Origin of the sequence: Salarchaeum japonicum (genome assembly GCF_049705945.1) — an archaeon.
GTDB lineage: Archaea > Halobacteriota > Halobacteria > Halobacteriales > Halobacteriaceae > Salarchaeum > Salarchaeum japonicum_A.
Map to the genome: position 1 here is coordinate 842,924 of NZ_JBNAMV010000004.1, position 15,662 is coordinate 858,585.

Genomic DNA, 15,662 nt, shown 5'->3' on the forward strand with positions numbered 1-15,662 from the left:
CGGACCGTGAGCGCGAATGTGGCGATACACGCGACGCTGATTGAACGAGCCAGACTACCCAGCGAGTGGGAATGGACGCGTCGCTATCCGGTTTGTGTCCGAAAGAAAAACCGCGGCGTGTTCGGAAGTGAAAGTCCGACTTAGAGACGGACAGCTTCGCCTGGCGAAGCGTCAGCGAGCGAGGCCGGGACGTTCATCTGGAACACCGTCTCGGCACCCGAGGACGTTACGAACGTAAGGTGAACAGTTTCACCGCCCTCAAGTACGCTGACTGGCTGCTCAGTAAGATTAATCGTAACCTGGAAGCGATCCGTTTGAGAATTGAGCACCGGTTTGGTCTCACCCTCGTCCGTCACTGCGCTGACCGTGAAGTTCTCGTTAGTAAGGGTCGTAGCACCGCCCGGTCCCGTCCAGCGAATCGTAGTGTCATTTACATTAATAGGATCGGAACCTGGCGCAAGACTGACCGAAATTGTGGTCTCATTAATGACTTTACTGGAATTTTCGTGGCCAGCGCTGGCAGGAAGTTTACTCGCGTTCTGGACAACACCGGTCGCGGCACTCACGTCGAGCCGGTCCGTGACGCCGGACTGGGCGTCCTGGCTCGTGGATTGCGCGGATGTCTGAAGCATGCCTGCCGTGTTGATGAGGACGCCGGCCGCGAGTGCGGCGACGAGGATCATTGCGATGAACACGACGAGCGTTTCGATACCGATCTGGCCCCGGTCTTTCTCGAAGTCGGGGCGGGGAATGCTGATGTCTACCATGATTGGATTGGGATGGTTTGTTGGCGGTCCGTCAGCGACGCAGTCACACAGCCTGCGCGCCGCCTGTAACACCACAAACACGGGACATACACATAAACTCATTGGCTAAATCAGGGGTCGAGACCCGGTTTTTCGAGACAGCTGGCCGACAGTTTAATGAGTGGTTTAGGGCCGTGCTCGCAGAGCGCGAGTGAAAGAAAGCACCGCTTAACACTACGCGACGCCGATCGTGGTGTCGGTATCGACGATGACGACGGTGCCGGATTCGTCGCGGAGATACCCGATGTCGCCGGTGGTTCCCTCCATATACCGTAGCGGGGCCGGGTCGCCATCGTTCGAGGCGTACTCGACATAGATTATTTCGGGTGTGCCGTCATCGTCGACATCAGCCGCGCCCATTCCAGTTCCGCTCTCCGGTTGTTCCTGAACGCCGTTCGGTTGGTAGGAAGAGAGCGACCCCGACGTGTATTCGAGGACAGAGATGTATCCAGAACTGTCGCGGTAAGGGACGCCGACGTTCCCGTCGCCGTCGAAGTCAGCGGGCGTTCCGACACCAAGCGACGAGGAGAGACTCTTGGACGAGGAATGGACGGTCCCGTCGTCGTCCAAGAACGTGAGCCCGGGGTTCGACGTGACGAACACGATTTCGTCAGCGGAGTCCCCATCGAAGTCCGTGATGCCGACGATGCCGTTCGCCTGTGCGTTCGACTGGTCGGCGACGGTGAACACGTCTCGGCTGTCAAGCGTGACACCGTAGATGCCGGAGTTGTTGCCGAAGAAGATGGAGCGGTCGGAGCCGTTCCAACTGCCGACGGCGAGCCGCGTGCCCGCGTCCGAGCTGGTGCTGGTGAACGGTTGTCCAGGAAGCGTGACGTTGGTGCCGTTACCGTAGGCGATCTTCAGAGCACCGGACTGGTTGACGTACGGGATGTCGGCCGCGCCGTCCTCGTCAAAGTCCTGTGACGGCCCGAGTCCTTCCGGAACCATTTCGTTGAGATACGTGGTGACGACTTGCGTGTCGGCGTCATACAGTTTCACTGACCCGGAGAACACCACGTCACCGCTAAGATCCGCAGCGCTTCCGTAGAACGGGAAGGTGAGGAGTGAGCGGCGTTCGTTGGCGCGAACGACGACGCGGTGTGCGCCGTCGTCGAGGGTGGTGTCGAGGGTGATTCGGGCGACGTTGCCGGGCCGCCAGTAGTCGCCATCGAGGACGGTGATGTCGGTCTCTTGCACGAATTCGCCGTCGATGAGGGTGTCGATGCGGTTGGGGTCGGTGGGGAGGACGTTCGCGCCGGTGTTTTTCACGAGGAGGGTGACGGTCGTGTTTGAGTCGTTGTAGATGGCGCTGGAGCCGGAGTCGCTGATGATGGCGAAGTCGGTGTCGAGTGTCTCCCCGTAGTCCTCGCCGGTGTCGCGGATGGCGGTCGAGACGTCGTTGGCGACGCCGGTGGCGGTGCCGGCGAGCATCGCGGCGACGGCGACGGCGGCGATGAAGAGGATGACGTGGGAGGCGGAGACGCTAGCCATCGATTAGGAGTGCTTCGTCGCACGGACGGATAAGCGTTGAGGCAGCCAGGAAGCCGGTTATTCGGGTGTGTTGACGGTGAGCGGGCCGCCGCAGCGGCCGCACGCGTACTGCTCTGGGTTGCGGACGAGACGGGATTCGCGGTAGCGGGGGAGACGGTGGTCGCAGTCGGTGCAGACGACCCACCAAGTGGGCGGCGTGAATCGCTCGCAGTGGGTCGCGGTGTTGAGTCGGTCGGCGAGTCGCTGGAATCGCGGGCCGTGGCTCCCGTCGCCGTGTTCGGTGACGAGGTGTGCGTGCGCGAGTTCGTGGCGGACCGTGCTGGCGACGGCGTGCCAGCCCCGGTTCTCGAAGAGCCGCCACGCGAGCCGAACCTCGACGGGCGTGTCGTCGCGGTAGCGGAGGACGCCGGCGCGTCGTTTCGCGCGCGTGCTCACGGACCACGCGAGGTCGGAGACCTGGACGGAGAGGTCGTGGGCGGAGACGAGGTCGCGTGCGTACACGCGGACGGCGGCGAGGAACTCCTCGTGGCTGCAGGGCGGCGTGACCGCGTACCACTCGACGTCGTTCACGGGAGGAGACTGGACGGGGGCGAGTATAGAACTGGGGGTCGGGCGTTAGAAGACGAACGGGCCCTGCTGGCGGATTGGTTCGTCGTGGGGTTCGCCGGCGACGGCGACGAGGCGGAGGGCGTCGTCGGTCTCGACCGCGAACTCGTCACCGTTCGTGGTGGGGAAGACATTACCTTCGGCGAAGTCGTCACCGTCTACGGTGCCCTCGCCGGCGACGCCGTAGAGGAAGCCGGCCCAGCCGTCGGGCACGGTCCACGTCCACGAGTCGGTGACGCGCACGTCGAGGTACTGCATGTCGGTGTGGAGGCTGAGCGGGGAGCCGTCGCCGACGACCGTCGTGACGGTCGCGCCGTCCTGTTCCTCGGTGGGGAGGTCGGTTTGGTCGGCGTCCTCGTAGTCCGCGTCGATCTCCTTCTTCTCGCGCGGGAGGTTCACCCAGAGTTGGAGGCCGTTGCAGGCGTCGCCGTCCGCGGGGAATTCCGAGTGCTCGATGCCGCCGCCGGTGGTGATGCGCATCGCCTCGTTCTCGTAGGCGGTGTGGCTGACGCCGAGGGAGTCCTCGTGTTCCATCCCGCCGTCTATCATGTAGGAGACGATCTCGAATCCCTTGTGCGGGTGCATCGGGAACCCCTTGTCGGGGTCGATGTAGAACCGCTCGAAGAGGACAAATGGATCGAGGTTGTGCGGGTAGTTGTTCGTCGGGAACGCGCGATTCGAGTTTACGCCCGTTCCGTGCTGGACGGTCTGTCCGGCGACCGGTTCGGGCCGTCGTTCGGGGTCGTCAGTAGACATACCGAAACGAACCCGCCCAATACTGATAAGCATCACGTAGCCGGAAGTCGGAAAGTGGCCGTTGGGCAACCTTAATTTCGAGTTTTCTTTTTTTAGACCGCATAGAGGCTCTTTTGAGCGTTTCAGAAGAAGTTGTTTTTCTTACTTGAACGCGCTACAGAGAACCTTCATACTCGTAGCGCCGGTAGAATGGAGTGCACTATGAGCGACTACGAACTTCCCGCGTTGCCGTACGATTACGACGCGCTCGAACCGGCGCTTAGCGAACAGGTACTCACCTGGCATCACGACACCCACCACCAGGGCTACGTCAACGGCTGGAACTCCGCCGAAGAAACCCTTGAATCCAACCGCGAGGACGGCGACTTCTCCTCCTCCGCGGGCGCAATCCGGAACGTCACCCACAACGGCAGCGGTCACGTGCTCCACACGCTGTTCTGGGAGTCCATGAGCCCCGAGGGCGGCGACGAACCCGAAGGCGACCTCCGAGACCGAATCGAGGAAGACTTCGGCTCCTACGACGCCTGGAAGGGCGAGTTCGAGGCCGCGGCGTCCGCCGCCGGCGGCTGGGCGCTCCTCGTCTACGACAGCCACAGCCAGCAGCTCCGCAACGTCGTGGTCGACAAGCACGACCAGGGCGCGCTCTGGGGCAGCCACCCAATCCTCGCTCTCGACGTCTGGGAGCACTCCTACTACTACGACTACGGCCCCGACCGCGGCGACTTCATCAGCAACTTCTTCGACGTCGTCGACTGGAACGAGCCCGCGAGCCGGTTCGCGGACGCCGTCGAGCGCTTCGAGTAAGCGGACCACCGGTTCCACCCCGCGGTGACAGTCGGCCCACGGTTGGCACCTTTTCGGAACCCATCCGGGTTCCACCCGTCTCAACGAGTCGCGAAGCTACGCGTACGCGCAGCGAAAAGAACAGAAATAGAAATTAGCCGGTTTCAGTCGTCGAACGGGTCGTCCGTGACGGTTCCCCACTCGCCGCGGTAGAACGTGAGCGGATCCGCACTCTCGGTTCGGACGGCGGCGTGTTCGGCGCGTCCGGCGTAGATAGTGTGGTCGCCGACGGTGAATGTGTCGTGGAGCGTGCAGTCGATCGTCGCGAGCGACTCCTCGAAGAGTGGGGCGCCGGTGGCTTCGGTGGTCGTCGCTTCTTCGGTGAACGGGTCGCCGTCCTCGGTCATGCCGGCGAAGTGTTCGGCGAGGCCGCGCTGTTCGGTGGTAAGGACGTTGACGGCGTAACTGTCAGTGTCGGTCTCCTGGAGGATGCGGTGGGCTTCGGTTCCGTGGTCCAAGGAGACGAGGACGACCGGCGGGTCGAGGCTGAGGCTGGCGAAGGCGTTGACGGTGATGCCGTGCGGGTCTTCGCCGGGCAGCGTGACGACGGTGACGCCCGTCGCGAAGTTCCCGAGGACGGTGCGGAAGGCGTCGGCGTCCACCATCACACACCACCCCGGTTCGTCGCTGGTTCCGAGGCGGTGCGTGCGTGACGAGTCTGGTGCGTCATACTCGAACAGTGGGTCGGGAGGGAGAAGAACGCTTTCTGCAGACGCGTACAGCAGTCAGTTGGAGAGGTGTTCGACGACCGCGGTGTCGGTGACGGTGACGTCGTCGTCGACGAGCACGCGGAGTTCGTCGCCCTCGCATTCGAGGGTGAGTTCGACCGTGAGCGGGTCTTCGGCGACGACTTCGGTGTGGCGGTCGCTCACGCACCAGTCGAAGTGCCAGAAGGGTTCGGTATTGAGGTCGATGCCGCGCTCGGAGTGGAAGACGAGAACGTGCGCGTTGTCAAGGAGGGTGACGCCGACGGTGGACTGAAGCTGGTAGCCACAGCGCGAGCAGACGTGGCGAACGGCGACGTCGAGGTCGTCGCGGTCGGGGTCGCGGACGAGGCTGGTGTCGACGCTGCCCGTGCATTCGGGGCAGACGCCGTCCGCTGCGAGGCAGTAGTGGTGGCGGACGTAGTGATGGAACGCCTGCATCAGGTCGTCGGTCGTCCGGTCGTCCAGTCCACCGGAGGGGAACGGATAGCTCACCTGGATGGTGCCGCACTCGGTGCAGCCGACGGTGAGCGTGTCGTCGACGTACCAGCCGTGCAGGCTTCCCGCGCAGTCGTAACACGACCCCGTGACGGGGAAGAACCCGAGTTGCGCGCGCTCCGTCAGCGTCCCCGTGAAGATCGAACTCACGACCTTCCGGCCGGGATAGCGGAACGCGTAGCCGTCCTCCGTCTGTTTCACGAAGTGGCCGGTGAGCTTCCGGAGGTGGTAGTTGAAGTTCGCGCTGTCCGCGATATCCACGCGTTCGAAGAGGTCCGTGAAACTCACGGGCTCCTCGTCCGCGCCGAGTTCGAGCAACGCCTGCAGGATGTCCACGCGCGTGTCGTTCCCCAGCACCGAAAACACGTCCGCGGGCGGAATGCGTTCCTCTGTCCGGGGCGTCGCCACACCGCCCTCGCCAGCGGCCTCACCCGCGCCGTCCGCGTCCTCGCGCGCGGACCGGTCGAACTGACTCATACCACACATATGAACGACCGCGCGGTAAAACGTATCGGGACCACTCATCGAACGCCAGCGACACCGCCATCGAACACGCGTGTCGAGTCGGACGGAGGACGGCGGCCGGGACACGGGAGGATAACGCGACCCCCCTCAATCGTACGGGTGGGTTTGGCGGTGCACCCCTGCTGTCCGGTAAACGCCGAGGGAATCACAAGCTCTCGCGACGGATAGTGGCTAACGGGCGGGGTTCTCTCCCACGCTCTCAGTAATTAAAAGCGCAGCGCCGACCAAACTCGTGAAGGTTTTCTGAAATCCGACATTCGGGCGTCAGACACTGTCAGGCGTGCGTCTATACAGGTATGGCAATGGCATTTAAGATGCTTTGGCTCCCACTATATGGTAAGCACGCGGGAAAAACCACGACACCACCTGACCGCCACCGGATTTTCCGGCCTACCTCACTATGGGTGTTGTGGTGCTCTCGGTGCACACCCAATCATGAAACTCGAAATACCGTCCATAGACGCCGACGAACGTGGCGTCAGCCCCGTCATCGGAGTTATACTGATGGTCGCCATCACTGTCATCCTGGCAGCCGTCATCGGTGCGTTCGTCCTCAACCTCGGCAACGACATCCAGAACACCGCACCCACCGCATCCATCGGCGCCACTGACGCCGGTCAACAGCTGAATAGCACGGGTGATCAGACTGTCCTGTACATTAATCACCAGCAGGGCGATTCCATCAAGCAGTCCAACCTCCGTATCACGGTCAGTAACGAAAGCGGAGCCCAGATTGCGGACATCACGTGGAACACCACCAAGGGAAGCTGGGACGCCGGTACCAACAGTAATCTGAACGTCTCTAGCGGCGCGCTGAGCGACAGTTCCTTCGATGCAGGGGACCAGCTCACCCTCAAAGAAGTGTCGGGCACTAACGTGACCGCGGGGCAGACGCTCACCGTGCAGATTATCGACACGGAATCCGGTTCGACCGTCGCGACGCCGACCGTCCGCGTCGAATAACCCGATTTACACCGTCGCCTTTCTTTCGTACACAACACGCGAGAGCCGCCGCCTCGGAGCTGCTCTCCTCGAAACGCGTAAACGAATAAACTTTAGAGAGAGAGTTACGGCTATGGAGGGGTTTCACTAGGAAACGGGCGTGAATCGGATGGGCCCTGGCGGATTTGAACCACCGCTCACCCGGTTATGAGCCGGGCGCTTTAACCAGACTAAGCTAAGGGCCCTCGCGTCTACGTAACCGAGTCCGCGACTTTAGACTACCGGGACGCGGCGAGCCGACGCTGCCGGCGATTGCGGGGTTTGCGGGCCGATATCCACAAGCGTGTCCGTGGAAACGTCCGGACGGAGTCCCCGCGAGCCAGCGGCGAGCGGGGGCAGGCCGGGCGTTTCGAACGAGCGAACGGCGAGCGGGACGCTCGCCGTGTAGCGATGTGAGAAACGTCCGGACGGAGATTTGAACTCCGGTCCCTGGCTCCGCAAGCCAAGAGGATAGTCCACTACCCTACCCGGACTCATCTATCTGTAGCGTGGTGGTATGTAAAGCGGTTACGATTCGGCGGTCGGGGTGTGAGGGTTCTTGTGTGATGGCGGGGGAGTCGTGGGTATGGATTGCTGGGTGAGCGTTCGGGAGAGGGCGTCGGTGTGTGGTGGAGAGGACAATGTTTATGCGCGGGACTCACGTGGCTTGATTCACGATTATGGGCGCTATTGAGGAGACGTACGAGGACCTCGACACGGACGTTTCCCTGGAGGAGTTTCGGGAGGCGGTGGAGGCGAAGGTGGAGCAGATGGGGGGGTTGGCGGACGAGGAGACGGCGGCGATGTTGCTCGCCCACGAGTTAGACGAGGGGGAGGTGAACGGTATCGCGGATATCGAGCCGGAGATGGAGGAGGTGAAGTTTCTGGCGAAAGTGACGAGCGTGGGGGAGGTGCGGACGTTCGACCGCGACGAGGAGGACGAGGACGGTCGCGTGTTGAACGTGGATGTGGCGGACGAGTCCGGGTCGGTGCGGGTGTCGTTCTGGGACGAGCAGGCCGCAGCGGCGACGGACGAACTCGAACCCGGCCAGGTGTTGCGTATCAAGGGTCGGCCGAAGGACGGCTACAACGGCGTCGAGGTGAACGTCTCCCAGGTCGAGGTGGACGAGGACGAGGAAATCGACGTGCAGGTCGTGGACACGTATCGCGTGGAGGACTTGACGATGGGCGCGTCTGACGTGGACCTCGTGGGGGAGGTCCTGTCGACGGATGACGTGCGGACGTTCAGTCGCGACGACGGGTCGGAGGGGAAGGTGTCGAACTTGCTCGTGGGCGACGAGACGGGGCGCGTGCGGGTGACGCTCTGGGACGAACAGGCCGACCTCGCGGACGAGTTCGCGGCGGGCGAGATTGTGGAGATAACGGACGGGTACGTGCGGGAGCGCGACGGGTCGCTCGAACTGCACGTCGGGAACCGCGGGCGCGTCGAGACCGTGGACGAGGACGTGTCGTTCGTGCCGGACGCGAAACCCATCGACGACCTCGAGCTGGACGAGACCGCGGACATCGCGGGCGTCGTGCGGTCGGTGGACGAAAAGCGGACGTTCGACCGCGACGACGGCAGTGAGGGCCAAGTGCGGAACGTTCGCCTGCAGGACCAGTCGGGCGACATCCGGGTGGCGCTCTGGGGCGAGAAGGCGGACCTCGACATCGGACCAGGTGACGAACTCCTGTTCACGGACGTAGACGTACAGGACGGCTGGCAGGACGACCTCGAAGCGTCCGCTGGCTGGCAGTCCACGGTCATCGCGCTAGACGACGGCGCGGCGACCGAGTCGGAATCCGAGTCCGCGGGCGCGGACCTCTCCTCGTTCGAGGACGGCACCAGTCCCGATACGTCCTCTTCAACCGAGGAGGCGGAGGAGGAAGCGTCCGCGGGCGGTGAGGACGTGGAGTTCACGGGCGTTGTCGTGCAGGCGGGGTCGCCCGTGATTCTGGACGACGGCGAAGAGACGATGAGCGTCGACACCGAGACGGACGTGACGCTCGGAGAGGAAGTCACGGTGCGCGGAACGCTCCGCGACGGCACGCTAGACGCCGAAGACGTGCGTTAGTCGTCGTAGGGTTCGTCGTCCCGGAAGTTATCGGGGTTTCGCTCCTCTTTGGCGTCCTCGTGGCGCGCTTCGTCCTCGTGGTCGAGTTCCTCCCGAATTCGTTCTTCCTCGTACTCCTCGTCGGCGGCGCGGCGTTCCTCGACGGCTTCTTCGGCCTGTTCTTCGTTCGCCTCTACTTCCTGCTCCGCGATGTCGTCGGCGTTCGACTGGTGTGGGTTCTTCGCCATATACGGGGATTCCGGCGCGCGCCTGTTATTCGTGATGGCGGAACGGTGTGCGAGACGCGCCCACACGATAAGTGTTAAGAGAGAGACTGCCCCGTAGTTGGGTATGAGCGTCGAACTCCCGTTCGCGCCGGTGGACGATATCATTCGGCGGCACGCGGGCGACTTGCGGGTGAGCGCCGACGCGGCAGAGGAACTCGCGCGACGCATCCAGAACCACGGCGCGGCGGTGGCGGCGACCGCTGCCGAGCGCGCCGACACCGACGGCCGGAAGACGCTGATGGCGGCTGATTTCAGCGTCGAGAACGTGACGGACCGGGAGTCGCTCGCGCTTCCGGTCGCTCCCATCGATCGTATCGCGCGACTCGACATCCCCGACGAGTACCGGGTGTCGGAGGACGCGCGACTCGCGCTCGCCGCACGCTTGGAGGAGTACGCGGCGGACGCGGCGGCGGGAGCGGCGATACTGGCGGAGCACGCGGGACGACGTACTGTGCAGGCAGAGGACGTCGAGACGTACTTCGAGCTCGTGGAATGAGGTTCGGGTACGCCGACGCGTGTCTCGACCACGACCCGGGGCCGCGTCATCCGGAGAGTCCAGACCGCTTGCGAGCGATACGGCAGGCGTTGTCGAAACGCCACGGCGTCGAGTACGTCGCGGCGCGGGACGCGGAGCGCGAGGAGGTGGAGCGCGCGCACGAATCCGGGTACGTGGACCGGCTCGTGGAGTTCTGTGAGTCGGGCGGCGGGAGTTGGGACCCGGACACGTCCGCGGTGGAGGAGACGTGGCCGGCCGCGTTGGCGTCCGCGGGGCAGTCGATGTGGGCGGCGCGACGCGCGGTCGCCGGTGATTCGGGCCGGAAGACGCCGTTCGCGCTCGGGCGACCCCCCGGACATCACGCGGTCGCGGACAACGCGATGGGGTTCTGTTTCCTGAACAACGTCGCCATCGCCGCGGAACACGCGCTCGCGACGACCGAAACAGAGCGCGTCGCGATTCTGGACTGGGACGTCCATCACGGGAACGGCACGCAGGACATCTTCTACGACCGCGGCGACGTGTTCTACGCGTCCGTCCACGAGGACGGCCTCTACCCGGGTACGGGGGACATCGAAGAGACCGGGGAGGGCGACGGCGAGGGTGCGACGCTGAACGTGCCGTTCGAGGCGGGCGCGGGCGACGCGGAGTACATCGCGGCGTTCGACGAACTCGTGATTCCGGCGTTCGAGGCGTTCGACCCCGACCTCGTGCTGGTGAGCGCGGGGTTCGACGCGCACCGCCACGACCCCATTTCGCGGATGCACGTCTCGACGGACGGCTACGGCGTGCTTACGGAGCGAATGCGCACCGTCACGGACGCCGTGGACGCCGGTCTCGGGTTCGTGCTCGAAGGCGGGTACAGCCTCGACACGCTCTCCGACGGCGTCGGGATGGTCCACGAAGTGTTCGACGGAATGACGCCCGTCACGCCCGAGGACGACGTATCGGAGGCTGCGCGCGCGGTCATCGACGATGTACTCAACGCGCGTCAGGGAATCGGGTCGAAGTAAGTCGCGAGTTCGCGGCCGAACTCGTTCGCGAGCACCGCCACGTCCGCGTCCACGAGCACCTCGTAGTCGCCGGCGTCGACAACGGACGCGACGTGGGTGCCGAGCGCGACTTCGTCGAGTCGCTCAGTCGCGAATCCGGCGGCGGTGCGGATGTCACGCTCGCGCTCCACGACGTACCGGTCGCCGTCGAGGAACGGCCCGTACACGCCCTCGTTCTCGTACTTCTCGAAGAACCCGGTCGCATGCTCGCCGACGTGCACGGGCGGACCGTCGTGGCGCTCGACCGCCGGCAGCGTCGCCGTCGCGAGTTCGACGAACAGCACCGCGGAGTCGTCCGCCCACGCCGCCGACCGCAGCACGTCGAACCCGGCGTGTTCGAGGCCGCGCACGAAGCCCTTCCGGGAACGCCGGAGCTGCGGGTAGAGCTGGTCCTCCACGAGGTCGGGGGCGTCGAACCGCACCGCGAGCGCGCTCGTCCCGCGACGCTCCAAGTGCGCCTCCACGTCCGCTGGGTCGAGCGCCGAGCGTTCGTCCGGGAAAAACACGCGCTCCCGGGGAGTGTTGAGGAAGACGCGGGCGTAGTGCTGGAGGCGCGCAACCTGTTCGTCGGAGACGACGGCCGCGACGTTCCGCTCGGGGTCGGTCGGGTCAACGACGACGAGCGGGTCGTCGAACGACGCCTCGGCGTGCGCTTCGGGGTCGTACTCCACGGGCGGATGCCAGTCCCGCGCCGCCTCCAGAACCTCGCGGAACCCGCCGTGTTCGAGGACGAGGAGTTCCGTCAGGTAGCCCGAGAACCCCCGGGTTCGGAGGTCGCTCCCGTACGCGCCGACGCCCTTGAGGAACTGCTTCAACAGCCGGACGTCCGCCGCGAGGTCGTCGGTGAGGCGCTCGCGGAGGTAGACGTTGTGGAACGGCGTGCGGTCCACCGCCGACTGAATCTCCGTCGCTGACTCCACTCGATAGCACGGCACGAGGTCCACGTCGTACGCCTCGAAGGTCCCTTTCACGTACGGGTGCTCGGCGTACTCCTCGTGCCCATCCGGAAGCACGCGATTCCCGACATCCAGCCCGAGGTCTTCCAGTTCCTCCCGCGAGAGACTCGGGTCGAACCGCACGAACACGTCGATGTCGCGGTCCCCTCGAACCCACGTCCCGCGCGCGGTACTCCCGACCTGCATCACGTCCGCGTCGACACCGAGGTCGGCGAGCGCGTCCTCCGTTCGCGCCACCAGCCGGTCCGCCGCAGCCCGCAACTGCTCGCGCTCGCTCGGCGTCGGGTCCACGCGCTCACGCACCCGCGCCAGCACGTCCTCGAACTCACTCATACCCCCGGATTCGCCCGCCCTCCGGGAAAGAATACCGGCACACACCCGCCGAGAAACGAAAGCCCTTTCAAAAGAACGCGACTACTGACGGGTGCGAGCCGCCGTAGCTCAGTTGGTAGAGCACCTGGTTGTTACCCAGGTTGTCCCAGGTTCGAGCCCTGGCGGCGGCGTGTTTTTCAGCGAAAAACACGCTCAGCCAGACGCTCGGTGTCTGGCGCGAGTCCAGAAACCCCCGGGTTTCTGGAAGTGGTTTTGCGTTCGCTTTTCGTGGGTTCGGTAATCGGGAGTCGTTTTAGTTCGTGTCTCGTGTCTCGGGTATGGACGGGCTTCGTGCGGGGGTGGCGGTGTTCGATTCGGGCTACTATTATGCGGCGCACGACGTGTGGGAGTCTGCGTGGTTGGACGAGCGGGACGACCTCTTGCAGGGGTTGATTCAGTACGCGGGGGCGGTGCATCACGCGCGGGAGCGGAACTGGGAGGGCTGTGTGAGCCTGGCGGGGAGTGCGTGCGAGTATCTCGAGTCCGCTGAGTCGCGTGGGGTGAACGTGGACGATATTCGGGCGTATCTGCGGGGGTTGGCGGCGGACCCGGAGCGGGTGGAGCGCGGGCCGCCGCAGGGAATCACGATAGACGGAGAGCTAGTGTCGTTGAGTGCGTTGGGTCCGGAGGCGGCGTTGCGTGCTGCGCCGGTGCTCGCGGACGAACGCGGCGAGGACGCGGTTCGTCAGGGCGTGGCGTACGCGCGCGAGGATTTCGAGTTGGGGGAGACGGACAGCGTGTTCGTTCGGCTGGCGATCGATTTTGTGACGGACGCGGAGAAGCGCGCGATCGTCGCGCAGCGGTTGGGTGAGCACGCGGAGGAGCGTCGGCGGCGCGAGCGGGACGTCGAGGGCTTGTTCTAGAGGAGTTGGAGTGCGACGTAACCGGCGACGAGGAGGCAGGCGGCGCCGATGAGTTGGACGACGCGCACCCAGCCGCTCGGCGCGTCGTCGCTGCCGTAGTGGCCGTGGCGGTCGTGGGGGACGCGGCCGAGCGTCTGAATGCGGATGAACGCCTGTGGGTACACGAGGAGCAGCACGCCGAGCACGACACCGAGCGCGACGGCGAGAAGTTCACGAATGCCAGCCATAGCTAGGGGGAACAGGGAAGCGATAAAACCCCTGCGTTACTCGCGGAGGCGCTGGATACGCTTCTCCATCGGCGGGTGCGTGGACAGCACTTTCTCGAGGAAGCCGCGTTCGGGGCTGGCGATGCAGAGCGCGCTCACTTGCTGGTCGACCCCGGAGTCGCGCTGGCGGTTCTGTCGGCCGCGACCGCGCGTGCGCTGGGCGTTCCGGGAGGTTTCGGCAGCCTGCGCGTTCCCTTGACTAATCTTTTCGAGCGCGCGGGCGAGCGGGTCGCCGTTCCCGATGGCGCGCTTCGCGTCTGCGTCCGCGACGTACTCGCGGTATCGGCTGATGGCGAGCACGAATATCATCACGATGAACTGGACGATCTGGCCGACGAAGATGGCGAGGAAGAAGTCGGCGAGGTCGTTGTCGCCCGTGAACAGCACGATGTACTGTGCAACGATGGCGACGATGGACGCGATACCTTGGCCGAGCTGCATCGTAACCACGTCGCGGTTCGCGATGTGCGCGATTTCGTGCGCGAGCACGCCCTCGATTTCGTCCTTTTCGAGTATCTGCATGAGTTCGCGGGAGACGACGACGACGCCCGCGCCCTTCCGACCGACCGCGAACGCGTTCGGCACGCCCATGTCCGCGATCATCAGCCGCGGTTTCTTGACGTTCATCGACTCGGAGATGTCCTCAACCATCCAGTGGATCTCCTGGTACTGGTCTTCGGACATGTCTTCCGCGCCGACCGACCGGAGCGCCGCCCACTTCCCGACTTTGTACTGGACGCCGACGAGCAGGACGCTGCCGACGATGGCGATACCGAGAATCGTCGTACTCTGGCCGAAGAAGAACCACGCGGCGGCGACCGCGACCGAGTAGAACGCGAAGAGGATGGCGCCGACGATGGCCATCCGGACTTTCAGTCCGACGTGTCTCATACTCGCTTCTTAGCCGTCGTGGGCGATAAAGGCGGCGGTCAGGCGTCGTGTTCCGCGCTGTTGTCCCGCGGTTCGTATCCCAGCACGTCGCGGGCGCGTTCGAGGCTGTAGTACTTCCGGTCGTTGTCGCTGATGCCGTACACGATTTCGTAGGCGTAGTCGGCTTCGATGCAGCGTTCGAAGAGGTGCGCGCAGTCCCGGTAGGAGAGCCACATCGCTTGGCCGCGTTCGTAGTCGATGGGCGGATGGCCTTTGGTGAGGTTGCCGATGCGGACGCAGACGACGGAGAGGTCGTGTTCGTCGTGGTAGTAGCGGCCGAGGACTTCGCCGGCGGCCTTCGAGACGCCGTAGAGGTTGCTGGGTCGGGGGAGTTCGGTGCCGTCGAGCGCGAAGTCGTCGTCTTCGCGGTAGAGGCCTGGTTTGCGGTCGGTCTCGTAGTGGCCGACGGCGTGGTTGGAGGACGCGAACGCGAGTTTGTCGACGCCGGCGTCGACGGCGGCCTCGTAGACGGTCTGAGCGCCGTCGATGTTGTTCGCGAGGACGGAGTCCCAGGGTGCGTCCGGGCGGGGGTCGCCGGCGAGGTGGATGACGGCGCCGACGCCCTGCATGGCGTCGCGGACGACATCCTCGTCGGTGATGTCGCCGACCACGACTTCGTGGTCGGCGGCGGCTTCGGGGGGTTCGCGGTCGAACAGTCGCCAGTCGTAGTCGTCCTCGTTACCGCCGAGGATGGCCTGTCCGACGCGCCCCGACGCGCCCGTGAGCAGTACCGGGTCGTCCATTCGAGTAGACACTCGGCGAGTGGGAAAATCAATGGTGCGGTTCCGGTCGGAGGCGACACGGCTTACTCGCCGCGGGTTCGAGGACGGGTATGGCGAGCACTCCGGAGGAGGCGTGTTTCGAGGCGGGAATCAAGTTCGGGACGCTCTACCATCAGTTCGCGGGGACGCCGGTGAGTCCCGGGAGCGCGGCGTCGCTGGAGCGCGCTATCGAGGAATCCATCGAGAATCAGCCGTACTGCGAGCGCGTGTCGGTGGAGATTCTCACCGACCGTTTAGACACCGCGCACGGGTACACGGAGTTGACGGGCGAGTACATGGAGGTCGAACTCGTCGTCGCGTACGAGGGCGCGACCGTGGTGGCGTCGATGGAGATGGCGGACGGCTATCCGCTGATGCGCCTCGATTCGGTGGAGAACGCGGCGTAGTTTTAAAC

General features: G+C 64.6%; 18 protein-coding genes and 3 tRNA genes. 8 read left to right on the forward strand and 13 right to left on the reverse strand.

Annotated elements, in window-relative coordinates:
- Positions 1 to 140: 140 nt before the first annotated feature.
- From ACOZ4O_RS06185 to ACOZ4O_RS06200, 4 genes are all read right to left on the reverse strand, one after another.
- Positions 141 to 767 (reverse strand): archaellin/type IV pilin N-terminal domain-containing protein, encoded by a 627-nt coding sequence (locus ACOZ4O_RS06185; RefSeq protein WP_424524443.1) that lies wholly within the window; start codon positions 765 to 767, stop codon positions 141 to 143.
- A gap of 213 nt (positions 768 to 980) precedes the next feature.
- Positions 981 to 2,297: a hypothetical protein gene (locus ACOZ4O_RS06190; protein WP_424524444.1), complete on the reverse strand. Its 1,317-nt coding sequence runs from the start codon at positions 2,295 to 2,297 to the stop codon at positions 981 to 983.
- 57 nt (positions 2,298 to 2,354) lie between these two features.
- Positions 2,355 to 2,867, reverse strand: a complete 513-nt coding sequence (locus ACOZ4O_RS06195) for a SprT-like domain-containing protein (protein ID WP_424524445.1) — start codon at positions 2,865 to 2,867, stop codon at positions 2,355 to 2,357.
- A 45-nt stretch (positions 2,868 to 2,912) separates the two neighbouring features.
- On the reverse strand, positions 2,913 to 3,659 hold the full coding sequence (locus tag ACOZ4O_RS06200) for a pirin family protein (RefSeq protein ID WP_424524446.1): 747 nt from the start codon (positions 3,657 to 3,659) through the stop codon (positions 2,913 to 2,915).
- Between the two features lie 201 nt (positions 3,660 to 3,860).
- Between ACOZ4O_RS06200 and sod the strand changes: the two genes are divergently transcribed.
- Complete coding sequence (gene sod, locus ACOZ4O_RS06205; protein WP_424524447.1) at positions 3,861 to 4,463, forward strand: superoxide dismutase; 603 nt, start codon at positions 3,861 to 3,863, stop codon at positions 4,461 to 4,463.
- Between the two features lie 143 nt (positions 4,464 to 4,606).
- Here the strand turns inward: sod and ACOZ4O_RS06210 are convergent, their stop codons facing one another.
- Both ACOZ4O_RS06210 and ACOZ4O_RS06215 read right to left on the reverse strand, forming a co-directional pair.
- Positions 4,607 to 5,107 carry a flavin reductase family protein gene (locus ACOZ4O_RS06210; protein ID WP_424524448.1) on the reverse strand — a complete coding sequence of 167 codons (501 nt, stop codon included), beginning with the start codon at positions 5,105 to 5,107 and terminating at the stop codon, positions 4,607 to 4,609.
- A 120-nt stretch (positions 5,108 to 5,227) separates the two neighbouring features.
- The gene (locus ACOZ4O_RS06215) at positions 5,228 to 6,181 is read right to left on the reverse strand and encodes a winged helix-turn-helix domain-containing protein (protein ID WP_424524449.1); all 954 of its coding nucleotides are present in this window, start codon (positions 6,179 to 6,181) and stop codon (positions 5,228 to 5,230) included.
- Between the two features lie 483 nt (positions 6,182 to 6,664).
- On the opposite strand from ACOZ4O_RS06215, the gene ACOZ4O_RS06220 reads away from it, so the two are divergent.
- Positions 6,665 to 7,192 (forward strand): type IV pilin, encoded by a 528-nt coding sequence (locus tag ACOZ4O_RS06220; RefSeq protein ID WP_424524450.1) that lies wholly within the window; start codon positions 6,665 to 6,667, stop codon positions 7,190 to 7,192.
- A gap of 149 nt (positions 7,193 to 7,341) precedes the next feature.
- On the opposite strand, the gene ACOZ4O_RS06225 is transcribed toward ACOZ4O_RS06220, so the two are convergent.
- Positions 7,342 to 7,416, reverse strand: a tRNA-Ile gene (locus ACOZ4O_RS06225).
- A 215-nt stretch (positions 7,417 to 7,631) separates the two neighbouring features.
- Positions 7,632 to 7,704 (reverse strand) — tRNA-Arg (locus ACOZ4O_RS06230).
- A gap of 186 nt (positions 7,705 to 7,890) precedes the next feature.
- Here ACOZ4O_RS06230 and ACOZ4O_RS06235 point away from each other — a divergent pair.
- Positions 7,891 to 9,285, forward strand: coding sequence for a single-stranded DNA binding protein (locus ACOZ4O_RS06235; RefSeq protein ID WP_424524451.1), 1,395 nt, complete (start codon positions 7,891 to 7,893; stop codon positions 9,283 to 9,285).
- Here the strand turns inward: ACOZ4O_RS06235 and ACOZ4O_RS06240 are convergent.
- Positions 9,282 to 9,512 carry a hypothetical protein gene (locus tag ACOZ4O_RS06240; RefSeq protein WP_424524452.1) on the reverse strand — a complete coding sequence of 77 codons (231 nt, stop codon included), beginning with the start codon at positions 9,510 to 9,512 and terminating at the stop codon, positions 9,282 to 9,284. The two genes, ACOZ4O_RS06235 and ACOZ4O_RS06240, sit on opposite strands and share 4 nt — an antisense overlap.
- A gap of 103 nt (positions 9,513 to 9,615) precedes the next feature.
- On the opposite strand from ACOZ4O_RS06240, the gene ACOZ4O_RS06245 reads away from it, so the two are divergent.
- On the forward strand, positions 9,616 to 10,047 hold the full coding sequence (locus ACOZ4O_RS06245; protein ID WP_424524453.1) for a histone: 432 nt from the start codon (positions 9,616 to 9,618) through the stop codon (positions 10,045 to 10,047).
- Positions 10,044 to 11,060 (forward strand): histone deacetylase family protein, encoded by a 1,017-nt coding sequence (locus tag ACOZ4O_RS06250; protein ID WP_424524454.1) that lies wholly within the window; start codon positions 10,044 to 10,046, stop codon positions 11,058 to 11,060. The genes ACOZ4O_RS06245 and ACOZ4O_RS06250 overlap by 4 nt, the downstream gene beginning before the upstream one ends.
- On the opposite strand, the gene cca is transcribed toward ACOZ4O_RS06250, so the two are convergent.
- The gene (cca, locus tag ACOZ4O_RS06255) at positions 11,039 to 12,388 is read right to left on the reverse strand and encodes a CCA tRNA nucleotidyltransferase (RefSeq protein ID WP_424524455.1); all 1,350 of its coding nucleotides are present in this window, start codon (positions 12,386 to 12,388) and stop codon (positions 11,039 to 11,041) included. The genes ACOZ4O_RS06250 and cca overlap by 22 nt on opposite strands.
- A gap of 97 nt (positions 12,389 to 12,485) precedes the next feature.
- Between cca and ACOZ4O_RS06260 the strand changes: the two genes are divergently transcribed.
- Positions 12,486 to 12,558, forward strand: a tRNA-Asn gene (locus ACOZ4O_RS06260).
- 147 nt (positions 12,559 to 12,705) lie between these two features.
- Positions 12,706 to 13,290, forward strand: a complete 585-nt coding sequence (locus tag ACOZ4O_RS06265) for a DUF309 domain-containing protein (RefSeq protein ID WP_424524456.1) — start codon at positions 12,706 to 12,708, stop codon at positions 13,288 to 13,290.
- Here the strand turns inward: ACOZ4O_RS06265 and ACOZ4O_RS06270 are convergent.
- The 3 genes from ACOZ4O_RS06270 to azf all read right to left on the reverse strand — a co-directional run bounded on the left by ACOZ4O_RS06270 (position 13,287) and on the right by azf (position 15,229).
- Complete coding sequence (locus tag ACOZ4O_RS06270; RefSeq protein WP_424524457.1) at positions 13,287 to 13,517, reverse strand: hypothetical protein; 231 nt, start codon at positions 13,515 to 13,517, stop codon at positions 13,287 to 13,289. The two genes, ACOZ4O_RS06265 and ACOZ4O_RS06270, sit on opposite strands and share 4 nt — an antisense overlap.
- Before the next feature lie 36 nt (positions 13,518 to 13,553).
- Positions 13,554 to 14,420 (reverse strand): M48 family metallopeptidase, encoded by an 867-nt coding sequence (locus ACOZ4O_RS06275; protein ID WP_424526150.1) that lies wholly within the window; start codon positions 14,418 to 14,420, stop codon positions 13,554 to 13,556.
- Positions 14,421 to 14,485: 65 nt separating this feature from the next.
- Entirely contained in the window at positions 14,486 to 15,229 is a 744-nt protein-coding gene (gene azf / locus ACOZ4O_RS06280) for an NAD-dependent glucose-6-phosphate dehydrogenase Azf (RefSeq protein WP_424524458.1), read from the reverse strand.
- Positions 15,230 to 15,318: 89 nt separating this feature from the next.
- Between azf and ACOZ4O_RS06285 the strand changes: the two genes are divergently transcribed.
- A complete protein-coding gene (locus tag ACOZ4O_RS06285) occupies positions 15,319 to 15,654 on the forward strand; it encodes a dihydroneopterin aldolase family protein (RefSeq protein ID WP_424524459.1) in 336 nt (111 codons plus the stop codon).
- Positions 15,655 to 15,662 lie beyond the last annotated feature (8 nt).